Origin of the sequence: Shewanella sp. NIFS-20-20, assembly GCF_019209865.1 — a bacterium.
In the GTDB taxonomy this organism is placed as follows: Bacteria; Pseudomonadota; Gammaproteobacteria; order Enterobacterales; family Shewanellaceae; genus Shewanella.
Map to the genome: position 1 here is coordinate 43,683 of NZ_JAHUTT010000007.1, position 21,531 is coordinate 65,213.

The 21,531-nt window shown below is 47.7% G+C and carries 23 protein-coding genes; all 23 read left to right on the plus strand.

The features are described 5' to 3' along the window. Positions 1 to 69 precede the first annotated feature (69 nt). The 23 genes from fliL (at position 70) to KU855_RS03895 (ending at position 21,494) form a co-directional block, all read left to right on the plus strand. Positions 70 to 591: a flagellar basal body-associated protein FliL gene (fliL, locus tag KU855_RS03785; protein WP_218529023.1), complete on the plus strand. Its 522-nt coding sequence runs from the start codon at positions 70 to 72 to the stop codon at positions 589 to 591. Positions 592 to 609: 18 nt separating this feature from the next. Further along, positions 610 to 1,650: a flagellar motor switch protein FliM gene (gene fliM, locus KU855_RS03790; protein WP_218529024.1), complete on the plus strand. Its 1,041-nt coding sequence runs from the start codon at positions 610 to 612 to the stop codon at positions 1,648 to 1,650. Next, positions 1,647 to 2,024: a flagellar motor switch protein FliN gene (fliN, locus tag KU855_RS03795; RefSeq protein ID WP_218529025.1), complete on the plus strand. Its 378-nt coding sequence runs from the start codon at positions 1,647 to 1,649 to the stop codon at positions 2,022 to 2,024. Before fliM ends, fliN begins: the two co-directional genes overlap by 4 nt. An 8-nt stretch (positions 2,025 to 2,032) precedes the next feature. Beyond that, positions 2,033 to 2,446 carry a flagellar biosynthetic protein FliO gene (fliO, locus tag KU855_RS03800; protein WP_218529026.1) on the plus strand — a complete coding sequence of 138 codons (414 nt, stop codon included), beginning with the start codon at positions 2,033 to 2,035 and terminating at the stop codon, positions 2,444 to 2,446. Then, the gene (gene fliP / locus KU855_RS03805) at positions 2,443 to 3,192 is read left to right on the plus strand and encodes a flagellar type III secretion system pore protein FliP (RefSeq protein WP_218529027.1); all 750 of its coding nucleotides are present in this window, start codon (positions 2,443 to 2,445) and stop codon (positions 3,190 to 3,192) included. The genes fliO and fliP overlap by 4 nt, the downstream gene beginning before the upstream one ends. A 37-nt stretch (positions 3,193 to 3,229) precedes the next feature. After that, entirely contained in the window at positions 3,230 to 3,499 is a 270-nt protein-coding gene (gene fliQ, locus KU855_RS03810) for a flagellar biosynthesis protein FliQ (protein ID WP_218529028.1), read from the plus strand. Positions 3,500 to 3,501: 2 nt separating this feature from the next. Then, a complete protein-coding gene (gene fliR / locus KU855_RS03815) occupies positions 3,502 to 4,299 on the plus strand; it encodes a flagellar biosynthetic protein FliR (protein ID WP_218529029.1) in 798 nt (265 codons plus the stop codon). A gap of 114 nt (positions 4,300 to 4,413) precedes the next feature. Next, positions 4,414 to 5,544: a flagellar biosynthesis protein FlhB gene (gene flhB / locus KU855_RS03820; protein WP_218529030.1), complete on the plus strand. Its 1,131-nt coding sequence runs from the start codon at positions 4,414 to 4,416 to the stop codon at positions 5,542 to 5,544. 141 nt (positions 5,545 to 5,685) lie between these two features. Next, positions 5,686 to 7,785 (plus strand): flagellar biosynthesis protein FlhA, encoded by a 2,100-nt coding sequence (gene flhA, locus KU855_RS03825; protein WP_218529031.1) that lies wholly within the window; start codon positions 5,686 to 5,688, stop codon positions 7,783 to 7,785. 11 nt (positions 7,786 to 7,796) lie between these two features. Then, positions 7,797 to 9,254 (plus strand): flagellar biosynthesis protein FlhF, encoded by a 1,458-nt coding sequence (gene flhF / locus KU855_RS03830; protein ID WP_218529032.1) that lies wholly within the window; start codon positions 7,797 to 7,799, stop codon positions 9,252 to 9,254. Between the two features lie 4 nt (positions 9,255 to 9,258). Continuing rightward, positions 9,259 to 10,140, plus strand: a complete 882-nt coding sequence (locus KU855_RS03835; protein WP_218529033.1) for a MinD/ParA family protein — start codon at positions 9,259 to 9,261, stop codon at positions 10,138 to 10,140. Beyond that, positions 10,133 to 10,852 carry an RNA polymerase sigma factor FliA gene (locus tag KU855_RS03840; RefSeq protein ID WP_218529034.1) on the plus strand — a complete coding sequence of 240 codons (720 nt, stop codon included), beginning with the start codon at positions 10,133 to 10,135 and terminating at the stop codon, positions 10,850 to 10,852. Before KU855_RS03835 ends, KU855_RS03840 begins: the two co-directional genes overlap by 8 nt. Positions 10,853 to 10,887: 35 nt before the next feature. Continuing rightward, the gene (gene cheY / locus KU855_RS03845) at positions 10,888 to 11,271 is read left to right on the plus strand and encodes a chemotaxis response regulator CheY (RefSeq protein WP_218529035.1); all 384 of its coding nucleotides are present in this window, start codon (positions 10,888 to 10,890) and stop codon (positions 11,269 to 11,271) included. A 13-nt stretch (positions 11,272 to 11,284) separates the two neighbouring features. Then, entirely contained in the window at positions 11,285 to 12,022 is a 738-nt protein-coding gene (locus KU855_RS03850) for a protein phosphatase CheZ (protein ID WP_218529036.1), read from the plus strand. Between the two features lie 15 nt (positions 12,023 to 12,037). Next, the gene (locus tag KU855_RS03855; protein ID WP_218529037.1) at positions 12,038 to 14,167 is read left to right on the plus strand and encodes a chemotaxis protein CheA; all 2,130 of its coding nucleotides are present in this window, start codon (positions 12,038 to 12,040) and stop codon (positions 14,165 to 14,167) included. 24 nt (positions 14,168 to 14,191) lie between these two features. Further along, positions 14,192 to 15,325, plus strand: coding sequence for a chemotaxis response regulator protein-glutamate methylesterase (locus KU855_RS03860; RefSeq protein ID WP_218529038.1), 1,134 nt, complete (start codon positions 14,192 to 14,194; stop codon positions 15,323 to 15,325). Beyond that, positions 15,318 to 15,956 carry a hypothetical protein gene (locus KU855_RS03865; RefSeq protein ID WP_218529039.1) on the plus strand — a complete coding sequence of 213 codons (639 nt, stop codon included), beginning with the start codon at positions 15,318 to 15,320 and terminating at the stop codon, positions 15,954 to 15,956. The genes KU855_RS03860 and KU855_RS03865 overlap by 8 nt, the downstream gene beginning before the upstream one ends. A gap of 22 nt (positions 15,957 to 15,978) precedes the next feature. Continuing rightward, positions 15,979 to 16,770, plus strand: a complete 792-nt coding sequence (locus tag KU855_RS03870) for a ParA family protein (RefSeq protein ID WP_218529040.1) — start codon at positions 15,979 to 15,981, stop codon at positions 16,768 to 16,770. After that, a complete protein-coding gene (locus KU855_RS03875) occupies positions 16,754 to 17,755 on the plus strand; it encodes a chemotaxis protein CheW (RefSeq protein WP_218529041.1) in 1,002 nt (333 codons plus the stop codon). The genes KU855_RS03870 and KU855_RS03875 overlap by 17 nt, the downstream gene beginning before the upstream one ends. A gap of 7 nt (positions 17,756 to 17,762) precedes the next feature. Continuing rightward, positions 17,763 to 18,254, plus strand: a complete 492-nt coding sequence (locus KU855_RS03880; protein ID WP_218529042.1) for a chemotaxis protein CheW — start codon at positions 17,763 to 17,765, stop codon at positions 18,252 to 18,254. Between the two features lie 192 nt (positions 18,255 to 18,446). After that, positions 18,447 to 18,848, plus strand: coding sequence for a DUF2802 domain-containing protein (locus KU855_RS03885; protein ID WP_218529043.1), 402 nt, complete (start codon positions 18,447 to 18,449; stop codon positions 18,846 to 18,848). A 569-nt stretch (positions 18,849 to 19,417) separates the two neighbouring features. Then, entirely contained in the window at positions 19,418 to 20,143 is a 726-nt protein-coding gene (locus KU855_RS03890; RefSeq protein WP_218529090.1) for a VacJ family lipoprotein, read from the plus strand. Between the two features lie 250 nt (positions 20,144 to 20,393). Then, positions 20,394 to 21,494 (plus strand): response regulator, encoded by a 1,101-nt coding sequence (locus tag KU855_RS03895; protein ID WP_218529044.1) that lies wholly within the window; start codon positions 20,394 to 20,396, stop codon positions 21,492 to 21,494. Positions 21,495 to 21,531 lie beyond the last annotated feature (37 nt).

Sequence of the window (21,531 nt, forward strand, 5' to 3'; positions counted from 1 at the left end):
GAAGGTTAATCCCTGATTTACTTATTAGTTGCATTGACTATTACATAGCAATTTTAAAGGACTAAGCACATGGCCGATGGACTTGAACTTGAAGAAAAAGATGGACCGAAGAAAAAAAGTAAACTGCCGCTGATTATCATTATCGTGGTGGTGTTATTGCTTGGTGGTGGCGCCGCCGCATTTTTCTTATTGGGTGGTAGCGATGATGCCGCGACTCAAGAGGTCGCAGGTGATGAGTCTGCGGTGGTCATGGATAACACCCCCGCGACTGGGGAAGCCTTTTATCAACCCATGCCCAAACCCTTCCTATTCAACCTGCCTGCTGCCGACCGTTCGCGCTTGGTGGAAATTAAGGTGCAGTTGATGGGTCGCGGTGACGACGATCATAATTTGATTAAAAAACATATCCCGTTAATTGAAGACGCTTTATTGTCGACCTTCAGTGGTGCGGAGTCCGGCAATTTGAGTACTCAAGCCGGTAAAGATGAACTGCGTAAAGAAGCCTTGCAAAAGGTGCAAACCACGCTGCAAACCCTGACGGGGCGCAAGGTGGTTGAGCAAGTGCTATTTACCGGTTTTGTTATGCAATAATCACTACAAGGCCTTAGCGTGAGCGATTTATTAAGCCAAGACGAAATTGATGCGCTACTTCATGGCGTCGACGATGTAGAAGAAGATTCCCCCGATGATGGTGGGGCCGGTCGGTCTTATGACTTTTCTTCGCAAGATAGGATTGTGCGTGGTCGCATGCCTACGCTGGAGATCGTCAACGAACGCTTTGCCCGTCATTTACGCATTAGCATGTTCAACATGATGCGCCGCTCTGCGGAGGTGTCAATTAATGGGGTGCAAATGCTCAAATTTGGTGAGTATATCCACACCTTATTTGTGCCGACCAGTCTAAACATGGTGCGCTTTAGCCCGTTAAAAGGCACCGGTCTTATCACCATGGAAGCGCGTCTGGTGTTTATTTTGGTGGATAACTTCTTTGGCGGCGATGGCCGTTTTCACGCCAAAATTGAGGGCCGCGAATTTACCCCGACCGAGCGGCGGATTATTCAGCTGTTGCTGAAAATTATTTTTGAAGATTATAAAGATGCCTGGGCACCTGTGATGGACACGGAGTTTGAATACCTCGACTCTGAAGTCAATCCGGCCATGGCCAATATTGTCAGTCCCACGGAAGTGGTGGTGATTAGTTCGTTTCATATTGAACTTGATGGCGGTGGCGGCGATTTCCATATCACGATGCCGTACTCCATGATTGAACCTATCCATGAAATGCTCGATGCTGGGGTGCAGAGTGATAAGCAAGACACGGATATTCGTTGGTCTCAGGCATTGCGTGAAGAGATTATGGATGTGGATGTCGCTATTGAATCCACCGTGGCCGAGAAGGTGGTGAGCCTCAAAGATGTCATGGAAATGAAGGCGGGCGACATAATTCCTATCGACTTGCCTGAATACATGGTGATGGAAGTGGAAAAATTACCAAGCTTCCGCTGCAAACTCGGACAAGCTGGGGATAATTTGGCCTTAAAAGTCTATGAAAAAATTCCGCGGCCAGCGCCGGTTAAAAGTGAATTGCAGTTGATTACTCGCAAGGGTAAGTCTAAAGAAAGTAAAGAACTACAAGGTGATATTGAATGAGTAATGATATGGATGATTGGGCGGCGGCCATGGCCGAACAAGCCGATGAAGAAGCGAGTGCGGTGGAGTTTGATGAACTCAAAGATGACTCAGCGCCGATCACCGCCGATGAAAAAGCCAAACTTGATAGCATCATGGATATCCCCGTTACGATTTCCATGGAAGTGGGCCGCAGCTTTATTTCGATTAGAAATTTACTGCAGCTTAATCAGGGCTCAGTAGTTGAGCTCGATCGCGTGGCCGGCGAACCACTCGATGTGATGGTCAACGGTACCTTGATTGCCCATGGCGAAGTGGTCGTGGTCAATGACAAGTTTGGTATTCGATTAACCGACGTGATTAGCCAAACTGAACGGATTAAAAAACTCAAATAAGGAAAGTCATGTCAGCAGGTTTCTTGGTGTTGGCCACTGTTGCGGCCAGCGACACCAGTGCTACCCTCGCGCCGCTAAGCTCAGCGTCCGAGCCATCCTCTATTGCCACCCTTGCGAGTATGGTCGGTGGTTTAATTGTGGTGCTGGTGGTGATTTTTGTGCTGGCTTGGCTGGTGCGTCGTCTCAACTTGGTTCCGGGCCAGCATGGATTAATGAAAACCATTGCGATCACGCCGTTAGGTCATAAAGAGAAAGTGGTGATCATGGAGCTGGAAGGGCAACAGTATTTATTAGGGGTCACTGCTCAGCAAATTACCTTGTTAGATAAGTTGGCCACGCCGGTGGCCGCCTCTCAGATAAGCTTTGCTGACAGGTTAAAGCAAGTTAAGCAAACGGCTCAACGAGAGGAGCATATCTCATGAAGCTAGGCTTATGGCTACTTATCCCTTTGCTGGCCTTGAGTCCGGCGTTATTGGCGGCGGATGGCATTCTCCCGGCGGTCACCGTGACGCAAGGGCCTGATGGCTCGAGCAGCTATTCGGTGACCATGCAGATCTTGCTGTTGATGACCGCCTTAAGCTTTATTCCGGCGATGTTGATCATGCTGACCTCATTTACGCGGATCATTGTGGTGCTATCGATATTGCGTCAAGCCATTGGTTTGCAGCAAACCCCCTCGAATCAAGTGTTGATTGGCCTCAGTTTGTTTATGACCTTTTTCATCATGAGTCCAGTGTTCGATAAAATTTATTCGGCCGGTGTCGCGCCTTATATTGCAGGTGAACTCAATATTGAACAGGCCTATGAGCAAGGGCGGGAGCCACTCAAAGCCTTTATGTTGGCGCAAACTCGCGATACCGACTTAAAGACTTTTATTGATATTGCCGGTTACGACAATATTACCTCGCCGGAGGCCGCGCCAATGCAAGTGATTGTGCCGGCGTTTATCACCAGTGAATTAAAAACCGCCTTCCAAATAGGGTTTATGTTGTTTATTCCCTTCTTGGTGTTAGATCTGGTGGTTGCCAGTATATTGATGGCCATGGGGATGATGATGTTGTCACCGATGATCGTGTCGTTGCCCTTTAAAATCATGTTGTTTGTCTTAGTTGATGGCTGGACATTGGTGATGGGTACTCTTGCCACTAGCTTTGGACTCGGCACCTAATGCCCGTGTGTTCAATTGCACCTAGCCAGGAGCGCTTATGTCCCCAGAAATGATGGTCGATGTGTTTCGTGAAGCCTTGGGCGTGATAGTTATCATTGTCTCGGTGATTGTGGTTCCAGGCTTATTGGTCGGCTTAGTGGTGGCCGTGTTTCAAGCGGCAACCTCCATTAACGAACAAACCTTGAGTTTCTTACCTCGTTTGTTAACTACCCTGTTTGCCTTGATGTTTTTAGGCCATTGGTTGGTGCAAACCATGATGGATTTTTTCTTTGAAATGGTGCATCGCATTCCGACGGTGGTGGGCTAGTCATGGAGGTGCTGTTTAGCAGCATCAATGGCATACTCGCAGCCTACCTGTGGCCGTTATTTCGAATTTCCAGCATGTTGATGGTAATGGTGGTATTTGGTGCCAATACCACGCCCGTGAATGTGCGGGTGTTATTATCGGTGGCTATTTCCGTGGCGGTCGCCCCGATGTTGCCGCCGATGCCGGAGATCCCACTTTTTTCATTGCCCGCCATCTTTGTGACGTTTCAGCAAATTCTCATCGGGGTCGCCACCGGCCTAGTATCCATTTTGTTGGTGCAAACCTTTGTGCTCACTGGACAAATTATTGGTATGCAAACCTCCTTGGGTTTTGCGTCTATGGTGGACCCAGGTTCCGGTCAACAGACGCCGGTGATCAGTAATTTCTTCTTGCTATTAAGCACCTTAATCTTTTTGATAGTGGATGGTCACTTACTGATGATCCGCATGATCATTACCAGTTTTGAAACGATACCCGTTTCTACCAGTGGCATAGCGATTGAGCGTTATCAGGATTTGGCCATGTGGGTCAGTTATATGTTTGGCGCGGCATTGACCATGTCGATTTCTGCCATTGTCGCCTTATTGCTGATCAATATTTCTTTTGGGGTGATGACTCGAGCCTCGCCGCAATTGAATATTTTCGCCATCGGATTTCCAATCACTATGATCAGTGGCTTGGTGATTATTTGGTTAACCTTGGAACCTATCATGAGCCATTTCGGTGAAGTGTGGCAGGCTGCGCAGGTATTGATTTGTGATCTACTGGCACTGCAATGCCAAGTCCCCGCGATGCCTTAGGTCAATGAAGATGGCAAAAGCTTGTGGCTGAGGCAAGCTTGCAAGTCATGAGTGAGTTATTGCTAGGCGAGTCTGGCGTTAGTTGGCTTAGGCATATAAAAAGGGAGATAGCTTGTGGCTGAGGATAGCGGACAAGAAAAAACCGAAGAGCCCACGTCGAGGCGTCTGCAACAGGCGCGCGAAAAAGGGCAAGTGCCTCGTTCTAAGGAAATGGGCACGGCGGCGGTGCTGTTAGCCTCGGCGCTTGGGTTTATTATGACAGGCCCAGCCATTGCACAAGGGTTAGCCAATGTCATGGCTAAAATGTTTACGCGTAACCGCGCCGAAGTATTTGATAGCAATGCGATGTTTAACGTTTGGAAAGTGATTGCATCCGAGCTGACATGGCCGGTGGCCGGCTTTATCGTCACCCTCACTGTGATTGCCGTGATTGGCAATATTTTGCTCGGTGGTTTTAATTTTTCCACCCAAGCAATGATGCCAAAAGCGAGTAAAATGAGCCCTGTCGCGGGCTTTAAACGTATGTTCGGGGTGCAATCGCTGGTTGAATTGGCCAAAGGGATCGCCAAGTTCGCGGTGGTAGTGGTGATGGTTTACATCCTGCTAAGCTTTTACTTTATCGACATATTGCAACTGTCACGGGGCCATTTACCGGGCAATATGCGTGATGCGATGGAGTTATTAGCTTGGATGTTTTTGCTGTTATGCAGCTCGCTCGTCATCATTGCCATTTTCGACGTGCCCTTTCAAGTTTGGAACCATACCAAGCAGTTACGCATGTCTTTGCAAGATATCAAAGATGAGTACAAGGACACCGAGGGTAAACCGGAAGTCAAAGGACGTATCAGGCAGCTGCAACGGGAAGCCTCGCAGCGGCGTATGATGGCGAAGGTGCCAGAGGCCGATGTGATTATGGTTAACCCTGAACACTATGCGGTGGCATTAAAATACGATGTTAAACAGGCGGCAGTGCCGTTTGTGGTGGCCAAAGGCAGTGACGAGGTTGCATTTAAAATCCGTGAAATCGCCAGAGCCTATGAAATCCCGATTGTGTCGGCTCCGCCGCTGACTCGTGCTATTTACTACAGCACTAAGCTAGATCAGCAGATCCCTAATGGCTTATTTACTGCGGTCGCTCAAGTGTTGGCTTATATTTATCAATTAAAGCAATTCCAGCAAGGGAAAGGTCGCCGACCGACCCCGCTGCCGACGAATCAACCCATTCCCGATGAGTTAAAACGCTAGTCCAGTTGTTGGCTTTTTAGGCCAACAGCGCTTCTTTTTAACCTAACAGGGCCTGTATTTACGCAATTTGACACAGTTGGCGTAACCTTTGCTTGGCATAGCTATCAGCCATTTCCAGTGTCAAAGTTCAGGCAGCTCTCTATGGATATGAAAGCCACGTTAGGCCAAATAAAACAGATAAGACCCGCACATTTTCGCGGTGTAGGTACGCCAGCATTGGTGCTGGCGGCATTAGCAATGATTGTATTGCCGATGCCAGCCTTGCTGTTAGATATCCTGTTCTCGTTTAATATTGCCCTAGCGCTGGTGGTGCTGTTGGTGGCGATTTATACCAATCGGCCGTTAGATTTCGCCGCATTCCCGACGGTACTGCTGGTGGCAACCTTGCTGCGATTAGCACTGAACGTCGCCTCAACCCGCGTGGTGTTGCTCGAAGGTCATAACGGTCCTGATGCGGCGGGACAAGTGATTGAGGCCTTTGGCTCGGTGGTGATTGGCGGTAACTATGCCGTTGGTTTAGTTGTGTTTCTTATTTTGATCATCATTAACTTTGCGGTGGTGACCAAGGGGGCTGGCCGAATCTCAGAGGTGAGTGCTCGCTTTACGTTAGACGCGATGCCCGGTAAGCAAATGGCGATTGATGCGGACCTTAATGCCGGACTGATTAATCAGGAGCAGGCGCGGACTCGCCGCGATGAAGTTACCCGAGAGGCCGACTTCTATGGCGCGATGGACGGGGCGTCAAAGTTTGTTAAAGGGGATGCCATCGCCGGTATTATGATCTTGGTGATTAACATCACCGGCGGTTTCATTATTGGGATGGTGCAGCATGATTTGAGTTTTGGCGATGCCGCTGAAATTTATACCTTACTGACCATTGGTGATGGTTTAGTCGCACAAATTCCGGGATTGCTCTTGTCGATTGCCGCGGCCTTAATGGTGACGCGTCAAAATGAATCTGGCGACATGGGGCAAATGGTGATTGGTCAGATGTTTGACAGTCCTAAAGCGCTAGCCATTGCCTCTGGGGTGTTGTTTGTTATGGGGATTGTCCCGGGCATGCCGCATTTTGCCTTTTTAAGTTTTGCGGCCCTGACCGGATTTGTGGCCTATCGAATTCATCAAAAACACAAGAAAGCTGAGGCGCTGGCTGTCGCCGCCGCGTTAAAAGGCCCCGTAGAGAAAGAGCAGCAAGGCCCGAGAGATCTGAGTTGGGATGATGTGCATCATGTGGATACCATTGGCCTTGAAGTGGGTTATCGCTTAATTCCTTTAGTCGACAAGGGCCAAGGCGGCGAGTTGCTAGGCCGAATTAAAGGGGTCCGTAAAAAGCTGTCACAAGAAATGGGCTTCTTGGTGCCTGCGGTTCATATTCGGGACAATCTCGATTTGGCGCCAAACTCTTATCGAATTGCCTTGATGGGGGTGACAGTGGGCGAAGCTGAAATTCATCATGATTGTGAATTGGCCATCAATCCTGGGCAAGTCTATGGCAGTTTAGAAGGCAAAGCGACCCGCGATCCTGCGTTTGGGCTCGAAGCCGTATGGATTAATCCAGCCCAACGTGAACAGGCACAAACCTTAGGTTATACCGTGGTGGATGCCGCCACGGTAGTGGCCACTCACTTAAGTCAATTACTTCACAATAATGCTGCTAAATTATTGGGTTATGAAGAAGTCCAGCAGTTATTGGATATGTTGGCCAAGGTATCGCCTAAGTTGGTGGATGGTTTAGTCCCTGAGGTGTTGCCGCTTGGTTCTGTGGTTAAAGTGATGCAAAACCTGCTCAATGAAGGGGTGTCTATTCGCGACCTTAAGACCATAGTGCAAACCTTGCTGGAATATGGCAGTAAGAGTAATGACACCGAAGTGCTAACGGCGGCGGTGCGGATTTCGTTAAAGCGGATGATCGTCCAAGAAATTTCAGGGCCTGAGTTAGAAATCCCCGTCATTACCTTGGCGCCAGAGTTGGAACAGATGTTGCATCAGTCTATGCAGGCATCCGGCGGAGAAGGCCCGAATATTGAGCCTGGGTTAGCCGAGCGAATGCAGCAAACATTAGCCGATGCCGCTCAACGACAAGAAATGGTAGGACAACCCGCCGTGTTATTAACCTCGGGAATGTTACGTTCAACCTTGTCACGGTTTACTAAATATACCATTCCAAATCTACGGGTCATTTCATATCAAGAAGTACCCGATGAGAAACAGATTAGAATCGTAGCGGCTGTCGGTCAATAGAGGACATTTAATTGAAAATTAAACGGTTTTTTGCTAAAGATATGCGCAGCGCTCTAGCACAGGTTAAAGATACCTTGGGCTCAGATGCTGTGATCATGTCTAACAAGAAGGTCCCTGGTGGCATTGAGATAGTCGCGGCCGTGGATTACGACGAACCTAAGGTCAACCTGTCTAAGGCGACTGAAACTCCGCCATCATTGGCCAAATCCATGTTCAGCAGTGTCATGCCTCAAGGGCGTGAACTGAGTGATGATACCGTATCACTCGGGGCCAGCCAAAATAGCGTTCGCGCCAGAAATCAGTCAGCCACAGCACCAGCCAATCGCACACCATTACGTCAACCGTTAGATAGTGAGAGTCAATCAAAGGTCGAAGAGATTGATAGCTTACAAGCTTTACTGGCCAAGCAACACGCCAAATTGCAGCAAGTGAGTCAAAGCGAACAGGTTGAATTGCCCGCTTGGGCGCGTGGTTTAGAGCAAGCCCAACAGCCGACTCCCGCTGCGCCGCCCCGCAGTCATAAACGTCACGCTGAGCAACCAGACAGTGCCGACATGAATGCCATGCGTGAAGAGTTGAGTTCATTGCGCAATTTATTGACGCATCAGTTGTCGTCGTTAATGACTGATCAAAAACAGCGTCAAGATCCCGTGGGTGCGATGTTAGAAAAACGCTTATTAGAAGCTGAGTTTTCGCCCAAGATGGCGGCCAAGCTATCGGCGTTGACTCAGCACTATACCACGGCCGAATTAGTACACACCTTACCCCAAAGTTTGGCGAATATGCTCAACAACCAAGGCGATGATATTGTCAATCGTGGTGGGGTAGTGGCTTTTGTGGGGCCAACCGGTGTGGGAAAAACCACCACGCTGGCCAAATTGGCAGCACGTTTTGCGGCAAAACACGGCTGTGACAGTGTTGCGCTTATCACTATGGACCATTATCGCATTGGTGCCTTTGAACAATTGGCAACCTATGGCAAAATCATGGGGTGCCCAGTGAAGCAAGCACACGATCTTAATGAATTAGAACAAATTTTATATCAGTTTAGAAATCGGAAACTAGTATTAATAGATACGGCCGGTATGGGGCAAAGGGACATGAGACTCTATCAACAACTGGATAATTTGGCCGCGAGTAAACGCCTTCCTATTCGGAGTTATCTTGTCTTGTCCGCAACCTCGCAACGCAAAGTGATGGAAGATGCTGTGCGTCATTTTCAACGTATTCCGTTAGCGGGCGCGGTGTTAACAAAAATGGATGAATCTGTATCTTTAGCTGCAGCATTAAGCACGTTAGTCGCAAGTGACTTACCTTTAAGTTATGTGACTGATGGCCAACGTGTTCCAGAAGATATGCAAGTAGCCGACACTCTAGCTTTAGCTAAGCTTGCCTTGGCCGGACTGGATGTGAAATCACAAGAATTACAAGAGACCTGGTCAGATAGTATGGCCTATGCATTTGAGTAAAGTTATGACTCCGGATCAAGCAAGCGGTTTACGCAAAATGAATCAACCAAATAATGAAAAAGTAAAAGTCATCGCGGTCACCGGTGGTAAAGGCGGGGTGGGTAAAACCAGCGTGTCGATTAATACTGCGGTGGCGATGGCTGAAAAAGGCAAACGAGTGTTAGTCCTCGACGCTGACTTAGGTTTGGCAAACGTGGATGTCATGCTTGGGATCCGTGCTGAGCGCAATTTGTCACATGTGCTTTCGGGGGAAGCTGAACTTGACGATATTATTGTCAGAGGCCCAAAAGGGATCGGTATTGTGCCGGCAACCTCAGGAACACAAGGCATGGTCGAGCTCACGCCAGCCCAGCACGCCGGCTTAATTCGTGCATTCAGCGAGATGCGCACCCAGTTTGATGTGTTAGTGGTCGATACGGCTGCCGGTATCTCAGATATGGTGTTGAGTTTCTCGCGCGCCTCGCAAGATGTGTTGGTCGTGGTGTGTGATGAACCGACCTCCATTACCGATGCTTATGCACTGATTAAGATCCTCAGCCGTGAACATGGCGTGTTCCGATTTAAAATAGTTGCCAATATGGTCAGAAGTTTACGTGAAGGAATGGAGTTGTTTGCTAAACTCAGTAGGGTCACGGATCGATTTTTGGATGTCGCCTTGGAATTAGTTGCGACCATACCTTTTGATGAGAATCTACGTAAGTCTGTCCGCAAGCAAAAATTGGTTGTGGAAGCCTATCCTAAATCTCCGGCGGCAATTGCCTATCAGGGCTTGGCGAATAAAGTGATTAGCTGGCCGGTGCCTAGTCAACCTGGTGGTCATCTTGAATTTTTTGTTGAACGCTTAGTTCAGCGACCAAATTATCAAGAGGAAAGGGCGAGTGAATAAAGCTGCCGCGTATTCCGGCGTTCATGATAAGACCAGCATAGTTGAACAGTATGCGCCTTTAGTTAAACGAATTGCCCACCATTTGTTGGCTCGTTTACCTGCGTCGGTTCAATTAGATGACTTATTACAAGCCGGAATGATGGGGTTACTTGAAGCTTCAACAAATTTTGATGGTAGCAAAGGTGCAAAATTTGAGACCTTTGCTGGCATTCGGATCCGAGGGGCCATGTTGGATGAAATCCGCCGTGGTGACTGGGTTCCACGCTCTGTACATCGAAATAATCGGCGGGTGGCGCAAGTCATTGAAGAGTTAGAACAAGTCTTGGGTCGCGATCCTAGCGACACAGAAATTGCAGATAAACTTGATATGACGCTAGATGAGTACCATCATATTCTTAACGATGTTTCTATAGGGAAAATCATAGGGATAGAAGATTTAGGGGGCAGTACCGACTTTTTCATGCCAGATGGCAGTGTCGATGACAGTACCTTTGAGTCTTTAGCGGCTTCACAATTTCAAGGCGCTCTAGTGAATGCGATTAAGCAATTACCCGAAAGAGATGCATTGGTTTTGTCGCTTTATTATGACGAAGAGCTGAATTTAAAAGAAATAGGCACCATACTTGAGGTAAGTGAGTCACGAGTTAGCCAGATACATAGTCAGGCAATGCTTAGGCTAAAAGCCAAACTCAAGCAATGGACGCAATTATAAATACTGACGGAGCAGTAAGCTCACCGGAGGAAACCTTGGACAAGAACATGAAAATTCTCATTGTGGATGACTTTTCAACCATGAGACGGATCATTAAGAACTTGTTACGTGATCTTGGATTCAACAATACGCAGGAAGCGGATGATGGCTCGACCGCATTACCTATGTTGCAGAAAGGGGATTTTGATTTCGTTGTGACCGACTGGAACATGCCAGGTATGCAAGGTATCGATTTATTAAAAGCCATGCGTGCTGACGATAAATTAAAAACAATCCCTGTATTAATGGTGACCGCCGAAGCCAAGCGTGAGCAGATTATTGCTGCCGCCCAGGCCGGTGTAAACGGTTATGTGGTAAAGCCATTTACCGCGGCTACGTTAAAAGAAAAACTGGATAAGATTTTCGAACGTCTCAGTTAAGCAAGGAAATGCTATGCAGGTTGCTACCGCAGGCTTAATTAGCCTGGAACAAGCAAATCATTTAGTGGAATTACTGTCTGGCGGTCAACAAGAGCAGGCTGATAATTTCATCCGCGATTTAGCACAACCTCTGCAAAAGGAATTGTTTGATGAAGTGGGTAAATTAACTCGCCAATTACACAGTGCCCTCGCAGATTTTCAACTCGATAGCCGCTTAACGACCTTGGCCCATTCTGAGATTCCGGATGCCAAAGAACGCTTGAATTATGTCATCGATATGACAGAGCAAGCCGCTAACAAGACCATGGATGCCGTCGAAGAAGCTTTACCTGTTGCGGATGCATTATTGGTAAATCTTGATGATGTAAAACCGGCTTGGGAAAGACTGATGCGCCGCGATATTGATTTGGCTGAGTTTAAAAACTTATGTCATGACGTCCAGCAATTCATGCAGCGCACAGAGCAAGACACTTTACGGTTACGAGAATTATTGAACCAAGTGCTGTTGGCACAGGACTTCCAAGATCTCACCGGTCAGATGATCCGTCGAGTTATCGATCTAGTTCGAGAAGTCGAAAACAACTTAGTGTCGATGTTGACCGTGTTTGGTGATTTACCAGCGCCAGCACAACCAGTATCGCCGCTAACAGGAATTGAAGCAGAAGGCCCAATTTTGAATGCAGAGACGCGTCAGGACGTGGTGGCAGGTCAAGACGAAGTGGATGATCTACTTTCTAGTTTGGGTTTTTGATAAGGAGTCAAGTCAATGGCTTTTGATGTGGATGAAGAGATCCTTCAGGATTTTCTAATTGAAGCGGGTGAAATTCTCGAATTACTACAAGAGCAACTTGTAGAACTAGAAAATAACCCGGACGACACGGATTTGTTGAATGCGATATTTCGCGGATTCCACACGGTAAAGGGTGGTGCAGGGTTTTTGAGTTTAAACCCGATGGTGGAAGTGTGTCACCAAGCCGAAAATACCTTTGACTTGCTGCGTAACGGAAAGCGGAGTGTTACCTCGGAATTGATGGATATCATCCTTCAAGCCGTGGATAGCATTAATCATATGTTCTCGCAGACGCAATCGGGGCAAGAACAAGACTCGGCACCTGCTGAGTTGCTCGATGCCCTCACTCGTTTGGCCAATGGTGAAGTGCTAGCCGGCGAGGGTGGCGCTGATACTGAGGCGGCCGTCGCTGAAGCCCCAGCCCCTGTCGAAGAGCCCGTCGCTGCCACCACTGACAGTGTGAGTGACAGTGGCATTGACGAAATCAATGAAAGTGAATTTGAAGCCATGCTTGATGCCTTGCATGGCGGTAGTAGCGAGGCGCCCGCCAGCGATAATGCCTTTGATGGTGTTGGATTTGACGATGCCCCGGCTGCCAGCGACAGCGATGAAATTACTGATGATGAGTTTGAAGCGCTGTTAGATACCTTACACAATAGCGACAAACCTAAAGAAGCTGAAGCTGTCGTTGAGACAGATGAAATTACTGATGATGAATTTGAACGTCTGCTGGATGAACTCCATGGGAGTGATGGCGTACCCAAGGCGGTTACCCCAGCTGCGCCAGCTACACCCGCACCTGTAGCTGCCAGCAAACCAAGCCCCGCCCCCATTGAAAAGGCCGCGACCCCGGCACCGAAACCGGCGGTAAAAGCTGCCGCACCCGCGCCAGCGGTGGCGAAAGACAAAGCGCCAGCAAAAGCTGCGCCCCAAGCAGAAACTACCGTGCGGGTCGATACCGCCAGACTTGATGAAATCATGAACATGGTTGGCGAGTTGGTATTGGTACGCAATCGATTAGTCAGCCTTGGTATTACCCGTGAAGACGAGGAAATGTCAAAGGCATTGGCCAATCTCGACTTAGTGACCGGTGATTTACAAGGCGCGGTCATGAAAACGCGGATGCAGCCGATCAAAAAAGTCTTTGGTCGTTTCCCCCGCGTGGTGCGTGATTTGGCACGCAGTCTCAATAAAGAAATTGATTTAGTCATGGTCGGTGAGGACACCGATTTAGATAAAAACTTGGTTGAAGCCCTTGCTGATCCCTTGGTTCACTTAGTGAGAAACTCGGTGGATCACGGCATTGAAATGCCAGATGTTAGGGTGGCGAATGGTAAGTCTAAAACCGGGACGATTACCTTGTCGGCCAGCCAAGAAGGTGACCATATTCTGCTGAAAATCGAAGATGATGGCGGCGGGATGGATCCGCAAAAGCTGAAAGAAATTGCGATCAGTCGAGGGGTGATTGATGATGACATGGCTGAGCGCATGTCGGATATTGAAGCCTACAACCTAATTTTTGCGCCTGGGTTCTCAACCAAAACAGAAATTTCTGATATTTCTGGTCGTGGTGTGGGCATGGATGTGGTTAAAACTCGGATCACCCAACTGAATGGCACGGTCAATGTCGACTCCAATAAAGGGGTGGGCACCGTTTTAGAAATTAAGGTTCCGTTGACGTTAGCAATTATGCCGACGCTGATGGTCGAGGTGGCAACTCAGGTATTCGCCTTGCCATTATCGAGCGTTAACGAAATTTTCCACTTGGATTTGACGAAGACCAATGTGGTTGATGGCCAGTTAACCGTGGTGGTGCGCAATCAAGCGGTGCCGCTGTTTTACTTAGAAAGCTGGCTTAGACCTCAAACTCGCTTTAAGCATGGCGACAAGAAACATGGTCATGTGGTGATAGTGCAGTTAGGTAATATGCTGATTGGCTTTGTTGTCGATGCGCTTATCGGTCAAGAGGAAGTGGTGATTAAGCCGCTTGGCAAGTTATTACAAGGAACACCTGGGATGTCGGGGGCCACAATCACCTCGGATGGCGGTATTGCTTTAATTCTCGATGTGCCAAGTATGTTGACTCATTACGCCAAGAAGAATTAAAAAAAATGCCAAATAAGGACTTAAATGGCTATCAAAGTATTAGTGGTCGATGACTCAAGCTTTTTTCGTCGTCGCGTAAGTGAAATTGTCAATCAAGATCCTAGTTTAACCGTTATTGGCACCGCCAATAACGGGGTAGAAGCCATCAAAATGGCTAAAGAACTGCAGCCTGATGTGATAACGATGGACGTTGAAATGCCAGTGATGGATGGCATAACCGCAGTGCGTCAAATTATGAGCACGCAGCCCATGCCAATTTTGATGTTTTCGTCGTTAACCCATGACGGAGCAAGAGCGACCCTCGATGCCTTGGAAGCTGGAGCATTGGATTTCCTGCCGAAGCGTTTTGAGGATATTGCCACTAATAAAGACGATGCAGTGTTATTACTGCAGCAACGGATTAAAGCCATTAGTCGGCGGCGGGTGACTCGCACTATGCCAGCGCACTCGGCTGTCCCCGCGGTGGCTCGGCCTGTCGAACGTCCCAATGTCAGTAGTGAGCCGCGCAATGCTCAAATGCCGGTGAAAGCCCCCAGCCGCGAACCCGCGGTGCGCTCGTCGACCGTTCGGGCCTCAGGTAAGCAGTATCGCTTGTTATTGATTGGGACTTCTACCGGTGGGCCTGTGGCCTTGCAACAAGTGCTAAGCTGTTTACCGGCCGATTATCCGCACCCGATTTTGCTGATCCAGCATATGCCGGCCGCGTTTACCCCTGCGTTTGCTTCCCGCTTAAACGGCTTATGTAAAATTGAAGTCAAAGAAGCAGAAAATGGCGATGTGCTGCGCCCAGGTTGTGCATATTTAGCCCCAGGTGGCATGCAAATGTTATTGGAGCGGGGTGGCACTTGTGGCCGTCTCAAAGTCATGCCCGGGCCGAGTGAGCTCAATTATAAGCCCAGTGTCGATATCACCTTTGCCTCTGTGGCTAAATTATTCGGTCGAGACTGTTTGGCGGTGGTGTTGACGGGCATGGGCGCTGATGGCCGCGATGGTTCACGGCTGATCAAAGAGGCCGGTGGTGAGATTTGGGCTCAAGATGAAGCCTCTTGTGTGGTGTATGGCATGCCGCAAGCTGTTACGAGTGCGGGTTTATCCAGTCATTCACTGTCGTTAAATGACATGGGGCCGGCGATCTTAAAAGAGACGTACCGTGGCTAATGCACATCGAAGTTTGATCTTGTGGTCTGTGATTGGCTTACAGCTATTTGCTCTATTGGTACTGCTGGCTTTTGGTTGGCAGCAATGGCAATTAAGTCAACAACTTGCGCAAGAAGTACAACAGTTAAAAGCGTCGCAAACCTTGATTGTCGTCGGCGATGAACAAGCGCAAGATTTTGCCGATTGGTTGACTGCCAATCCCCAGCAGCTAGACGAGTTGCTCGCCAGTAGTCAACAGCTGCCGGCAGAGGCGCGCCGTGACGCTAATCATTCCCTGCTGGCGGGGGATAGCGCCCGCATTCATCCGCTGACTGAACAAGCCATGTTAGCTGGTGAGCAGCAAGATACCGTTGGCGCCAATGACCCTAGGGCGGCGCAGCTGTTAGCGGCGGATACACCTGAGTTAACGCAGCAAGCACAAGGCCACACTCAAGCAGATATAACCACCTTGAAAACTATTGAAGCCGCGAGGGATGACGGCGCGGTAGTGGCACGCAATCCATTGAGGCAACCTATCGCTGCGTCGCAGCTACCGACTCAGCCTGTGGTGATGTCACAGGATGAACAAGGGGTAAAAGTGATTTTGCTGCCTCATGGTGGCATTCGAGTTACCACTCGACAAGATAACTAAAATAACACTGTTGGGAGATAGCGTGAAAGTTTGGACTATTGCCAATCAAAAAGGGGGGGTGGGTAAAACCACCACAGTGGCTACCCTTGCCGGTTTACTCAATAAGCGCCAACGACGGGTGTTATTGATTGATACCGATCCCCATGCCTCTCTTGGATATTATCTGGGGATTGATCCCGAACAGGTGCCGGGTTCTCTGTACGATATTTTTATGGCGCATAAAGAGTTAACTCATGATCTTGTGCGGCAGTATATCGTGCCCACGTCAGTGGAAGGATTAGATTTATTACCCTCGACCATGGCATTGGCCACTTTAGATCGCTCCTTAGGGCACCAAGAAGGCATGGGCTTAGTGTTACGCAATGTCTGCCGGTTATGTGAGGCTGATTATGACTATGTCTTAATTGACTGCTCACCGGTGCTGGGGGTATTGATGGTCAATGCTCTAGCGGCCAGTGAGCATATTGTGATCCCAGTGCAAACAGAATTTTTGGCCATAAAAGGGCTGGAGCGGATGATCAAAACCATGGAAATCATGGGGCGTTCTAAAGCCACCCAGTATAGCTACACCATAGTTGCTACCATGTACGATAGAAGAACAAAAGCGTCGCCCTTAGCGTTGCAAGCCTTGAGCGAGCAATATCCGCAACACTTATGGCCAGATGTTATCCCTGTAGATACTAAATTTCGTGACGCAAGCTTAGCTCATTTGCCTGCGCCTCATTATGCTGCCTCTTGCCGTGGGGTTAAAGCTTATGAGAGATTAGTTGAATACCTTTTTGCTGGAAATTTAAAACATGCGAAAGTCAGTTGACGACACAGTATTTGACTATTTCAATCTGCTGTTAACCGAACCCAAAAACGCGACACCCGCCAGCATAACCGAACGCCCCTTTGAGCGTCAGCGCGCCGCAAACCCCATTCATGAGGAGGTGATCGCCCTCGCTGACGGCGATGAGCCGAATGCACCCCCCCGCCACTATCGGCCTGATGTGAGCGTTAAGCGCCGTGAAAGCCCAAAGGAAGCCTCAAAAACGCCTTTTGCCGTCGACTTTAACGATGAGGTCATGGATAAAGCGGCATTAGAAAAATTATTGGCCCCTTTGCTTATGCCTGAGGTGCCAGCACCGGTACCAGTAGCAAAACCTGAACCCACAATGATGCCTGAGCCTGAGCCTGAGCCTGAGCCTGAGCCTGAGCCTGAGCCTGAGCCTGAGCCTGAGGCGCGAGTCGACTCGCCTGACGCAAAGGTGATAGTCAATACCGAGACAATGATTGCGACCTCATTAGCGACCCAAACCGGGATGTCTCCCCCTAACGATATAAAAGATTTAGCAGAATTACTCGAAAATGAATTTCAGGTACTATTCTTTAAAGTAGCCGGTCTAACGTTAGCAGTACCTTTAGTGAATTTAGGGGGTATAGTTCGGTTAGAGCGAATTAATCATATTTTCGGCCGTCCGGATTGGTATCTTGGGGTGCAAGCTCAACGGGGTAGTCAGTTGAATGTGGTCAATACCTGTGCGTGGGTGATGCCTGAAAAGTATGATGATAATTTAGCTCAAAGCACAAACTATCAATATGTTGTATTATTAGAGGACAGTAACTGGGGATTAGCGTGTGAATCACTGGTTAATGCTTTAAAAATTGATAAGTCACAAATCAATTGGCGCAACAAGCCGGGTAAGCGGCCATGGTTGGCTGGTGTAGTGAAGGAGCAAATGTGTGGCATTTTAAATGTGCCAGTATTAATACAAATGCTCGATGCAGGTTTAGGTTGTCAGGATCCGTTAGGCTGAGGTAATTATGTCAGAAACAAGTAATGTAGCAGCCATTGCTGCCAAGGATGATGCAGTTTTACAGTGGGTCACCTTTCATTTAGATAATGAAACTTATGGCATTAATGTCATGCAGGTGCAGGAAGTGCTGCGTTACACTGAAATCGCTCCCGTACCAGGTGCTCCGCATTATGTGCTCGGTATCATTAATTTGCGTGGCAATGTTGTGACCGTCATTGACACGCGTTCGCGGTTTGGATTGCAGTCATCTGATGTTGATGATTCTACGCGGATTGTGATTATTGAAGCTGAAAAGCAAGTGATTGGTATTTTGGTGGACAGTGTGGCTGAGGTGGTCTATTTGCGCCGTAGTGAAATCGACAATGCACCCAATGTCGGCACTGAAGAAAGCTCTAAGTTCATTCAAGGGGTAAGCAATCGCGACAATGAACTACTCATCTTGGTCGATTTAGATAAGTTATTATCGGAAGATGAATGGAGTGAAGTGCAGGAAATTTAATTCGCCCGTTCGGATATTTTTACGCACACTAACGACACATAAACCGCGAGTTTATGTGTCGTTTTTTTTGCCAAATTCCTGGAAATACTCAACCCAGCAAATGAGATGTTGGCTTGATTATTGCTTTAAATGAGTTACTTAGATTTTTTTGACAGTACGAGTCGTATTGTAAACTGGTGTTGAGAGGTAAACATGGAGGATCTACTCCAAATAATCACCCTGACGTTGAGCATCACTGCCATCGGTATCGCAGTAATTTTGTGTTGGTATGTCAAGCGGCTGACTGTTCGTGTCGATGCGCTCGCGAAGGTATTAAAAGCCAGTGACAAGCAAAAAGATGACATGAAACGCGATGTCTCTGAATTACGCAGTGGCACCATCGGTGTTGGTCGCAGAGTGCTAGAGTTAGAAAATACCCTCAGTCAACAAGCCATGAAATTAGCCGAAACTCAAGAACATGATCCACAGGCGAGATTATATAGTCGCGCCACTAAAATGGTGTCATTAGGGGCCGACATCACGGAATTAATGGCTGAATGCGAACTTCCGCGTGCAGAAGCCGAATTATTACTGCGCTTACACCGACAAGCCTAAATGACCGCGCTGGTGTCCCGGTCGTGTAAGGTCGGGTGCCAAGTCTTGGAAGCGGTAATTCCCTCGACTCATTTGAGTCAACTCAACGTGCGTCAGTTACCGATAAACGCTGCTGTGCTCATCACGGTGAGCGCGCAACAAAAGGGGGCAGGCAGAAACGTTAGCCTATTTTGTTAACAAGTATAAGCAGCAACAGCCGGCCCATAATGGCCGGTGGCAATGACGTTTGGTTTGATAACAACTGTAAAATTAATGGGTTAAAAATAGCTGAGACAACAAGAGTTAAGGCCATTTTGATAAATATAAGAATTATATTTGGCTGGCAAGCAATAATTCACCTTTTATCACTGTTTTTATGTTGCTAACCGCTAGCGCATTGGTATTCTATTTCGTCATTATTTTGGCGTTGCTTGAACTAAGTCGCAAAATCCCCCGTATACTTAGATTTTAGACATCGCGCTAATACCTATTTTTGAATTCAAATAGATGGTTGAGAGATAACAATGAAAGGACTGGCTATTAGGTGTAACCCTGTGTGGATTTTAGCTTGCGTGAGCTCGCTGACGGCGATGGCAGCCGACGAGCCTGTGAGTAATGAAACCAAGGCGCCGATGACGGCCACAGTGACCTACAATGATCCCCGCGATCCATTTGAGTCTTTTAACCGTTCGATGTGGCATTTTAATTACCAGATCTTAGATCAATATCTGTATCGTCCGGTATCGCACGGCTATAAAGAGCATGTTCCTTCGCCAGTGAAAACCGGCATAAGTAATTTTGTGCATAATCTAGAAGAACCCGCTAGCCTAGTCAATAATACCTTGCAGGGTAAATTTGGTTGGGCGGCTAATGCGGGCGGCCGCTTTATTGTTAACTCAACCATTGGTTTGCTCGGTTTAATCGATGTTGCAGATATGATGGGGATGCCGCGTAAGCAAGATAGTTTTAATGAAGTGCTTGGTTTTTATGGCGTCCCTGATGGTCCTTACCTCATGGTGCCAGTATTAGGGCCTTATAGTACGCGTAAGATAACGACAGACTGGGTAGATGATCTATACTTTCCTTTATCTGAGCTAACTTTAATACAGTCAGCCATGAAATGGGGATTAAAAAATCTTGATGCTCGTGCCCAAGCCATTGATCAAGAACGCTTAGTGGATAATGCACTGGATCCTTATACATTTGTCAAAGATGCCTACTTCCAACATATGAGCTATAGGGTGTATGATGGAAATGTTCAAAAAAATCAGGATGATGATGAACTTCTCAATGAGTATTTGCAGGAGCTAGATTAATTGCTAATCGGCTTGGTTACCTAGATTTAATGATTGTTTTCGGCTGGTGGTACCGCTAAACCCATAGCGTGATGACTTTTTTATAGCGATTGTCATGGTTAAGTCAATGTCACCCTTGGGTGAGTTAGAGTAGGGGGATGCGCGGTTTTAGGTTGTTAGCCTTGGGCTTTCATCCCTGAGTGAGCCTATTTAGACAACATCTACAACCCTTGCAGCTTGTTGAGAAGTCATAGGACTTAAGGGTAACTATATGTCGTTAAAAGATGTTTCAGTATTACTGGTGGAGGACGATCCAGTTTTTCGCAAGCTAGTTGCTGATTTTTTAGTGAAACGTGGCGCAACAGTGATTGAAGCCTGTGACGGCGCGCAAGGTCTATTTGCGTTTGACAAACACAGTATTGATATTGTTCTGGCTGATTTGAGTATGCCCAAAATGGGGGGGCTCGACATGCTGAGGGCAATGTTAAAAATAGACCCTGGTTTAAACTCTATCGTGATATCAGGCAATAATGTCATGGCCGATGTCGTCGATGCGCTGCGCATTGGCGCTAACGATTATTTAGTGAAACCCGTGGTTGATTTATTTGTGATTGAAGAGGCCATTCAGCAGTGTATTCGGCCACTGAGCAATACCAGTGAACTGGCCGAGCTCAATCAGTTGTCATACTTAGAACTCTCTGAAAATATGGCTTTATTACAAAAAAATACCGCCGCGGCGGTGCATGTCCAGCAACAACTCTTTCCTGCAAGTGAAATTGAATACCCTCATGCGAAGGTTGAATATAGCTTATTTAATCGTGGTGAAATCAGCCCTTATTTTATCGATTCCGCCTTGGTCGATAACCAGCATATGATCATGTATATGGCCCATTTTTATCCTGAGGATAATCCAGCCGCTTTTGCCAGTGTGTTACTGAGAAGCTTTATTAATCAAAAGCTCAAAGAATATCGCAACAACCATAATCAAACCGTGATCGCGCCCAATCAGATGCTTGTGTATTTGAATGAGCGATTACTGAATTCGGGCTTAGATATCGTGACTGACATCGTTTATATCAGCATCAATGTTGAAAATTACCGAGCGCAAGTCAGTCAGGCGGGCCATGGATTGCGCTGTTATTTACGTAACCAAGAGGGTTTAACACCGCTGGCGTTGGCTGACTCTATGTCGTTGGGTTTATTGGATTGGGGTAAGCCCACTGCGCAATACCGAACCTTATTACCGCATGAAAAATTGTGCATTGGCAGTACCGATCCCCGCCATCAACAGCTATTACTGGCGGATCAGTTTATGGGATTGCAAAGTGACCCCGACATCCCCGCTGGCGGTTTTATTCAGCTCAGTTGTTAAACAACGTTCACTGAAAAATAGCCATAAAAAAACCGAC

Coding starts and splice junctions, on each gene's coding strand:
- fliL (WP_218529023.1), top strand. CDS start 70: ATGGCCGATGGACTTGAACTTGAAGAAAAAGATGGACCGAAGAAAAAA.
- fliN (WP_218529025.1), top strand. CDS start 1,647: ATGAGTAATGATATGGATGATTGGGCGGCGGCCATGGCCGAACAAGCC.
- fliO (WP_218529026.1), top strand. CDS start 2,033: ATGTCAGCAGGTTTCTTGGTGTTGGCCACTGTTGCGGCCAGCGACACC.
- fliP (WP_218529027.1), top strand. CDS start 2,443: ATGAAGCTAGGCTTATGGCTACTTATCCCTTTGCTGGCCTTGAGTCCG.
- fliQ (WP_218529028.1), top strand. CDS start 3,230: ATGTCCCCAGAAATGATGGTCGATGTGTTTCGTGAAGCCTTGGGCGTG.
- fliR (WP_218529029.1), top strand. CDS start 3,502: ATGGAGGTGCTGTTTAGCAGCATCAATGGCATACTCGCAGCCTACCTG.
- flhA (WP_218529031.1), top strand. CDS start 5,686: ATGGATATGAAAGCCACGTTAGGCCAAATAAAACAGATAAGACCCGCA.
- KU855_RS03835 (WP_218529033.1), top strand. CDS start 9,259: ATGACTCCGGATCAAGCAAGCGGTTTACGCAAAATGAATCAACCAAAT.
- KU855_RS03850 (WP_218529036.1), top strand. CDS start 11,285: ATGCAGGTTGCTACCGCAGGCTTAATTAGCCTGGAACAAGCAAATCAT.
- KU855_RS03855 (WP_218529037.1), top strand. CDS start 12,038: ATGGCTTTTGATGTGGATGAAGAGATCCTTCAGGATTTTCTAATTGAA.
- KU855_RS03860 (WP_218529038.1), top strand. CDS start 14,192: ATGGCTATCAAAGTATTAGTGGTCGATGACTCAAGCTTTTTTCGTCGT.
- KU855_RS03875 (WP_218529041.1), top strand. CDS start 16,754: ATGCGAAAGTCAGTTGACGACACAGTATTTGACTATTTCAATCTGCTG.
- KU855_RS03880 (WP_218529042.1), top strand. CDS start 17,763: ATGTCAGAAACAAGTAATGTAGCAGCCATTGCTGCCAAGGATGATGCA.
- KU855_RS03885 (WP_218529043.1), top strand. CDS start 18,447: ATGGAGGATCTACTCCAAATAATCACCCTGACGTTGAGCATCACTGCC.
- KU855_RS03890 (WP_218529090.1), top strand. CDS start 19,418: ATGGCAGCCGACGAGCCTGTGAGTAATGAAACCAAGGCGCCGATGACG.
- KU855_RS03895 (WP_218529044.1), top strand. CDS start 20,394: ATGTCGTTAAAAGATGTTTCAGTATTACTGGTGGAGGACGATCCAGTT.